General features: G+C 49.2%; 6 protein-coding genes and 6 tRNA genes. 8 read left to right on the top strand and 4 right to left on the bottom strand.

Annotated features, from left to right (window positions below; genetic code table 11):
* Positions 1–15 precede the first annotated feature (15 nt).
* From GSO_RS12395 to GSO_RS12360, 8 genes are all read left to right on the top strand, one after another.
* A tRNA-Leu gene (locus GSO_RS12395) sits at positions 16–98 on the top strand.
* 69 nt (positions 99–167) lie between these two features.
* Positions 168–239, top strand: a tRNA-Gly gene (locus tag GSO_RS12390).
* A gap of 11 nt (positions 240–250) precedes the next feature.
* A tRNA-Leu gene (locus GSO_RS12385) sits at positions 251–336 on the top strand.
* 10 nt (positions 337–346) lie between these two features.
* A tRNA-Arg gene (locus GSO_RS12380) sits at positions 347–420 on the top strand.
* Positions 421–473: 53 nt separating this feature from the next.
* Positions 474–545 (top strand) — tRNA-Gly (locus GSO_RS12375).
* A gap of 4 nt (positions 546–549) precedes the next feature.
* Positions 550–623, top strand: a tRNA-Pro gene (locus GSO_RS12370).
* Between the two features lie 125 nt (positions 624–748).
* Positions 749–1,216 (top strand): CtsR family transcriptional regulator, encoded by a 468-nt coding sequence (locus tag GSO_RS12365; protein WP_010492678.1) that lies wholly within the window; start codon positions 749–751, stop codon positions 1,214–1,216.
* Between the two features lie 38 nt (positions 1,217–1,254).
* Positions 1,255–3,762, top strand: coding sequence for an ATP-dependent Clp protease ATP-binding subunit (locus GSO_RS12360; protein WP_010492676.1), 2,508 nt, complete (start codon positions 1,255–1,257; stop codon positions 3,760–3,762).
* 119 nt (positions 3,763–3,881) lie between these two features.
* Here the strand turns inward: GSO_RS12360 and GSO_RS12355 are convergent, their stop codons facing one another.
* The 4 genes from GSO_RS12355 to GSO_RS16045 all read right to left on the bottom strand — a co-directional run bounded on the left by GSO_RS12355 (position 3,882) and on the right by GSO_RS16045 (position 7,136).
* Positions 3,882–4,379, bottom strand: a complete 498-nt coding sequence (locus GSO_RS12355; RefSeq protein WP_010492674.1) for an acyl-CoA thioesterase — start codon at positions 4,377–4,379, stop codon at positions 3,882–3,884.
* A 59-nt stretch (positions 4,380–4,438) separates the two neighbouring features.
* Positions 4,439–5,635 carry a thiolase family protein gene (locus GSO_RS12350; RefSeq protein ID WP_010492673.1) on the bottom strand — a complete coding sequence of 399 codons (1,197 nt, stop codon included), beginning with the start codon at positions 5,633–5,635 and terminating at the stop codon, positions 4,439–4,441.
* Positions 5,636–5,791: 156 nt separating this feature from the next.
* Positions 5,792–6,466 (bottom strand): 3-oxoacid CoA-transferase subunit B, encoded by a 675-nt coding sequence (locus GSO_RS12345; protein WP_010492671.1) that lies wholly within the window; start codon positions 6,464–6,466, stop codon positions 5,792–5,794.
* Positions 6,456–7,136, bottom strand: coding sequence for a CoA transferase subunit A (locus GSO_RS16045; RefSeq protein ID WP_010492668.1), 681 nt, complete (start codon positions 7,134–7,136; stop codon positions 6,456–6,458). The genes GSO_RS12345 and GSO_RS16045 overlap by 11 nt, the downstream gene beginning before the upstream one ends.
* Positions 7,137–7,204 lie beyond the last annotated feature (68 nt).

Genomic DNA, 7,204 nt, shown 5'->3' with positions numbered 1-7,204 from the left:
TTTAACCCACCTTTTGCGGGTGTGGCGGAACTGGCAGACGCGCTAGATTTAGGTTCTAGTGGTTTTTGACCGTGGGGGTTCGAGTCCCTTCACCCGCATCGTATCTTGAATGGAATGCTCGGGTCGTTAAAGGCCGCTCCTCGGTCATAATTGAATAGGTTTGATATGCGGAAGTAGTTCAGTGGTAGAACATCACCTTGCCATGGTGGGGGTCGCGGGTTCGAATCCCGTCTTCCGCTTTTCACTTTATGCCGGGGTGGCGGAATTGGCAGACGCACAGGACTTAAAATCCTGCGGTCAGTGATGACCGTACCGGTTCGATCCCGGTCCTCGGCATTTTGTTGAAGCACCCATAGCGCAACTGGATAGAGTGTCTGACTACGAATCAGAAGGTTGTAGGTTCGACTCCTACTGGGTGCATCGTCGATCGCCTATGAAGCTAAGCTGGCGCCGATCAATTGAATATGCGGTATGCGGAAGTAGTTCAGTGGTAGAACATCACCTTGCCATGGTGGGGGTCGCGGGTTCGAATCCCGTCTTCCGCTTTACCGGGAAGTAGCTCAGCTTGGTAGAGCACTACGTTCGGGACGTAGGGGTCGCAAGTTCGAATCTTGTCTTCCCGATTCTTGGATCACGAAAAATCGTGGTCCTTTTTTCGTTTTCAAATGCAGAAATTTGTATAAACTGACCAATGCCAGTATAATGTGTAATAGTCAAGATTGGTCAAAGTCAAAAAGGATTGAACGACATGCAGCGTGAGAATATTTCGGACATTATTGAGGCTTATCTAAAAACGATACTGGCACAGGAGGCCGCCGTTGAAATACGGCGAGCCGAGATTGCGCGTCGTTTTAATTGCGTTCCTTCGCAAATCAATTATGTCATTAAGACCCGGTTCACACCGGCTCGCGGCTACATTGTCGAGAGTAAACGTGGTGGCGGGGGCTACATTCGCATCGTGAAGGTCAAATTGACAGATGATCAGGATCTCATTCAAATCATGCGGCAGCACATTCCCAAGCGCTTGCGGTTACGCGATGCACGTGATTTGATTCAGGAACTGTTTGACAATGGCCTTATTTCCCAGCAATCAGGTAATTTGTTGTTGGCGGTCATGAATCATGAGACTTTGGGCATTCTTGATCAAGGGACAGAAGAGCATTTACGGTCGCGCATGTTCCTTGCATTTTTGGATCGTTTGCGGTATGAAAGATAGAACAGTTTATAATTAGTTTTCTAAAAAGGAGCGTGCTTATGGACAACTTATTTACCCCTAGTGCTAAAAATGTTTTGCTTTTAGCCCAGGAACAAGCGAAGTATTTCCATCATCATGCTGTAGGCACTGAACATTTGCTTATGGCGCTGGTTATGGAAAAAGATGGAATCGCTGGTAAGACGCTGCGTCAGTTAGGGGTCACAGAGAATGATGTCCATGACGAGATCGAGCGCTTCACAGGGTATGGAACTGTTGATGCCGCCGGTCAAGCTAGCGATAGTTATTTGCCTTATTCACCTAAAGGCAAGGAAATTCTGGCGTTTGCCGGCGACGAAGCAAAGCGCTTAGGTGCTTTGAAGATCGGCACCGAGCATATTCTGCTGGGGTTGCTTCGTGAAGATGATATTTTAGCCGCGCGGATTCTCCAGAATCTGGGGCTTAGTCTTTCGAAGACGCGGCAAATGGTGTTTAAGAAAATGGGCATTGCGGACACAGCGGCCAAACGCCGGCCAATGGCGCGTGGCGGTGCTCGCCAAGATAGCCAAGGGACCCCGACACTTGATGGCCTTGCGCGCGATTTAACCCAAATGGCGCGGGAAAACCGGATGGATCCGGTGGTTGGCCGCGAAAAGGAAGTTCGGCGTTTGATTCAGATTCTGGCCCGGCGCACCAAGAACAACCCTGTGTTGATTGGTGAACCAGGTGTCGGGAAAACCGCGATTGCGGAAGGCTTTGCCGAAAAAATTGTCGCGGGCAAAGTTCCGGATGACATGCTGAATAAGCGACTGATGATGCTTGATATGGGCTCACTGGTTGCTGGCACGAAGTATCGTGGTGAATTTGAAGATCGCCTGAAGAAAATCATTGATGAGATTTATAAAGATGGCAATGTCATTTTGTTCATTGATGAATTGCATACGCTGATCGGTGCGGGGGGTGCTGAAGGTGCCATTGACGCTTCCAACATTCTCAAGCCGGCCTTAGCTCGTGGCGAGTTGCAGTTGATCGGTGCAACAACCTTAGACGAATATCAAAAGTATATTGAAAAAGATGCTGCTTTGGAACGGCGGTTTGCGACCATCCAAGTCGATGAACCGACGGAAGAGGAAGCAGAACAGATTTTGAAAGGGCTGCGTCCACGGTATGAGGCGCATCATGGCGTCACCATTACTGATGAGGCCTTGCATGAAGCAGTTGTTTTGTCCTCACGGTACATTACAACGCGCTTCCTGCCTGACAAGGCGATCGATTTAGTTGACGAAAGTGCTGCCAAGGTACGATTGGACAAAGCTAATGTCGAAACCAAGTCTGACAAGCTTCAGGACGAATTGGCTAAGTTAGTCGCCGACAAAGAAGACGCGATTGATCATCAAGACTTCGAAACAGCGGCGACCATTCGCACCAAGGAAGCGGACGTTAAGGCCAAACTTGCTGATACGCCGGAACCCGTGAACGAAAGTGGCGTTCGGACCGATATCAAAGTGACAGGAGCCGATGTGGCGGAAGTTGTGTCACAATGGACCGGCGTGCCGGTTACCCAGTTGCAGAAGAAGGAATCCGAGCGTTTGGTTAACTTGGAGAAAATTCTCCATCAGCGGGTTGTTGGTCAGGATGAAGCTGTTTCCGCAGTTGCACGGGCCATCCGCCGGGCACGTTCCGGTTTGAAAGATCCTACCCGCCCAATTGGTTCCTTCATGTTCCTTGGGCCAACCGGTGTCGGGAAAACCGAGCTGGCGAAAGCCCTAGCTGAAGCGATGTTTGGATCAGAGGATGCCATGATTCGGGTTGATATGTCCGAATACATGGAGAAATTCAGCACCAGTCGTTTGATTGGCGCCGCACCGGGTTATGTCGGCTACGATGAAGGCGGCCAGTTGACGGAAAAGGTTCGCAACAAGCCGTATTCCGTTGTGCTGCTGGATGAAGTTGAAAAGGCGCATCCAGATGTCTTTAACATCTTGCTTCAAGTCTTAGATGATGGTTACCTGACCGATGCGAAGGGTCGTCGGGTTGATTTCCGTAATACGATTTTGATCATGACCAGTAACATCGGGGCCACCGCCATTCGCGATGATAAAACGGTTGGCTTTGGCGCGAAAGATCCGACTGCAGACTTCAAGGCGATGAAGAGTCGGATGTTAGATGAACTGAAGAAGAGTTTCCGTCCTGAATTCCTTAACCGAATTGATGAGACGGTTGTCTTCCATAGCCTGAACAAGGAAGAGCTGCACGAGATCGTTAAGATTATGACCAAAACCGTGCTTAGTCGCATTAAGGATCAGGGAATCGACGTCAAAATTACGCCAGCAGGCATTGATGCCATCGCGGCTGCCGGATTCGATCCTGAATACGGGGCACGTCCGATCCGCCGGGCTTTGCAAACGGATGTTGAAGATCAACTGAGCGAACTTTTGTTGACAGGCCAAGCCAAGACCGGTGATTTGATTCAAATCGGTGCAAAAAAAGGCAAGCTAACGTTTACTGTCAAGGAAAACAAAGGCAAGCATAAAGAAAATGGCGCATCTAAGGAACCGGTTAGGGCGTAAGCGATAGGCCATTAACCTTTCGTAACGCTGAAACTGGTCGGCAATTAAGTAGAAAATTAAGAGGCTCCAAGATCCTGAATATTAATAGGATCTTGGAGCCTCTTTTTAAATTTTCTAAGCTAGCGATTGCGGTCTTCTTCCGCTGTCTCTAACTGGCTGATGAACGCACGATTACGGTCACGGCGCGCTTTGCGAGCGGCACGACGTTCGGGATAGCCGCTGAACAAGAGCTGTTCTTCTGCAGTTACCGGGGTGAAGCTCGGCAGTGGCGTTGCTTGACCATCGACGACCACATAAGTGCTAAAAGCCGTGGTTGCCAAATAGGTCTTACCAGTCGTTAACGTTTCTCCCATGACTCGACAGAAAACTTCAATGGATCTGGTACCGACCCCGGAAACAAATGCTGTCAGTGTGACGCTATCATTGGCAGCAATTGGATGGCGAAAATCTACCGAGTCAGTCGAAGCCGTGACCACAATCCGCTGACTGTATTTAACTGCCGCAATCGCGGAAACATCATCGATATAACTTAATAACTTGCCGCCGAACAAGGTGTTATGAGCATTAGTGTCGCCAGGTAACACCAAGCGAGTCTGAATCACTTGACGATCCGTCAAAACACACCTCCTTTAGCGAAATGAGTTTACTTGGAAAACCGCGAAATATCAGTCGCACTTCACGCAGTTGCCTCTGCAGTTTCTTCGTCTGGAATCATCTCATAAATGCCGGCTGCGCCCATGCCGCCACCAATACACATTGTAACCAGCCCATAACGGCCACCGGTAGCTTGCAAGTAGGATAGAATCTTGCAGGTCAAAATCGCACCGGTTGCGCCCAGCGGATGGCCAAGTGCCAAGGCACCGCCTCGTGGATTGACTTTGTCGACCGGCAGATTGAGTTTATCAATGCAGACAAGTGACTGAGAGGCAAACGCTTCGTTTAATTCGATACTGTCCATGTCGTCAATCGTTAAACCTGTCCGGGCCATGACTTTTGGTACCGCATAAATCGGGCCAAGTCCCATAACGGCCGGATTGACCCCAGCTACGGCATAACCGACAAAACGGGCAATTGGCTTAACCCCTAATTCGGCAGCTTTGTCTGCTGACATCAAAATGACAAAGGCTGTCCCGTCACTTAACGGTGAAGAAGTACCGGCTGTCACTTGACCGCCATCTTCTTTAAAAGCAGGCGGCAAGGCAGCCAATTGATCCATGGTCAGATTGCCTCGAACACCTTCATCCTTGTCAAAGACTTTGGTGTGACCTTCGATATCGCCATAGTGAACAGGAATAATCTGATCATCGAAAGCATGGGCTTCCTGAGCTGCTGCAGCTTTATGATGACTGTGCATGGCAAATTCGTCCATCTTCTCACGCGGTACCTGGAACTTTTCGGCAACGACCTCAGCCGTTAATCCCATTGGCATATAGTCCTCAGGCTTTTTCGCTCTTAATGTCGGGTTGATGCCAGCCATATCAAAGGACATTGGTACCTGGCTCATGGATTCAACGCCGCCAGCAACAATGATATCAGCTTGATTGGCCATAATGGCGTTGGCCCCGGTTGCGATGGTTTGAATTCCTGATGAACAGAAACGGTTAATGGTCTGAGCAGGTACTGAGTCTGGCAGGTTAGCACGTTGGGAGATCATTCGGGCTACATTGAGTCCTTGAACATCTTCAGGTAATGCACAGCCGACCATAACGTCATCAATATCGTTGACATCTAGTTGGGGAACTTTATTCAAAACTCCAGTCAAAACTTCTGCGGCATAATCAACCGGGTGTTCATTCGTCAAAGCACCTTTCAATGAGCGCCCCACGGCAGAGCGGCCATAAGCGACAATGACAGCATCTTTTGTTTCAGGCATTTTATTTTCCTCCTTGAGTGAGCGTGAACTGGCGCGGTTAGAAGTCGGAGTGTAAGCGGCCTTGGGCGTGATGGCCCGGGCTTAGGCCATTGCGACCAAGGTCCTTACATGTAGACTTCTGCGCCAGTGAACGCGTTATAAATAGATGCATTCCAATTAAACTTCAACAGCTTCATCAGCAATTTGGCTGACTTTTAGATTATCTGCAACAGTAAAGTGGGCACCAGTTTTGGCACGAACTTCATCTAGTGTTGTTTTAGGTGAAATTTCGGTCAGAACCATGCCGTGGTCCGTAATATGGAAAACGGCTAGTTCCGTGATGATTTTGCTAACACAATGTGCACCGGTTAACGGGAAGGTGCATTCGTCCAAAATTTTGATTTGACCTTTGGCGGTGTGTTCCATCGCGACGATGACTTCCTTCGCGCAAGTTACCAGATCCATCGCACCCCCGAAGCCGACTAACATCTTGTTGGGGATGATCCAGTTGGCGATGTTACCTTGAGCATCGACTTGCACTGCACCGAGAACTGTGACGTCGACCTTGCCGCTGCGAATTAACCCAAACGCTTTGGCACTGTCGATGAATTGGCCGCCTGGCTTGATCGTTGCCGGCGAACCGCCAGCATCAAAAATATTGGGATTCTCCGGTTCGCCTGGTTTGGGTGCCGGACCGATATTGATAATGCCGTTTTCGCTTTGGAAGATAATGTGTTTGTCATCACTGATGAATTTTGGTACCAGAGTCGGAATGCCAATGCCTAAATTGACAATCTGACCATCTTCTAATTCATCGGCGACGCGTTTGGCAATATAAGTTCTACTGATCATGACGCATCCCCACTTTCACAATGCCATCGATATAGATTCCCGAAACTGTGATGAGCTCAGATGGGATGTCTCCCACCGGAACAATTTCTTCTGCTTCGACCACGGTATACTTTGATGCAGCCGGAACGAGTGCGCCAAAGCTCTTCATGGCACCTTCGATATAACAGTTGCCGTCGTAGTCGACTTTGGTGGCTTGCATGAAACCTACGTCAGCATTTAAAGCTTCTTCCAGTAAATACTGGCGGCCGTTGAATTCCTTGACCTCTTTGCCTTTTGCCACCATTGTTCCAATGCCGACTGGGGTATAGAATCCGGGAATACCAGCACCGGCTGCGCGCAGCCGCTCTGCAAATGTTCCTTGGGGCGTCAGCGTTAACTTGCCTTCTTTAAAGAACTTGGTTGCCGCGCGACTAGTACGGACGAAAGTGGTAGTTAAGTGGCTTGCTCGTTCTGCAATTAACCGATCCAGCGTCGGCAGATACATACCATTAGGTGCGTTTAAAGCAATGTGCAAATCTTTGGCGTCGCTGAAAAGATACAGCGCCTTCACCAGCTGAGCCGGATAACCCAGCGGTCCGAATCCGCCGAGGACGACAGTATCACCGTCTTTGACCGGTTGAATGGCTTCAATTGGCCACATCAACTTATCTGTTTTTGTTTCGACAGCCATAATGAGACTCCTTTCCCAAAAAGCTTGCTTTCTTATTTCCATGGTTAGCATATTGAAAAGGCTTTAGC

Source organism: Lacticaseibacillus zeae DSM 20178 = KCTC 3804 (genome assembly GCF_000260435.1).
Classification (GTDB): domain Bacteria; phylum Bacillota; class Bacilli; order Lactobacillales; family Lactobacillaceae; genus Lacticaseibacillus; species Lacticaseibacillus zeae.
This window is presented reverse-complemented; position numbering and strand designations above follow the sequence as displayed.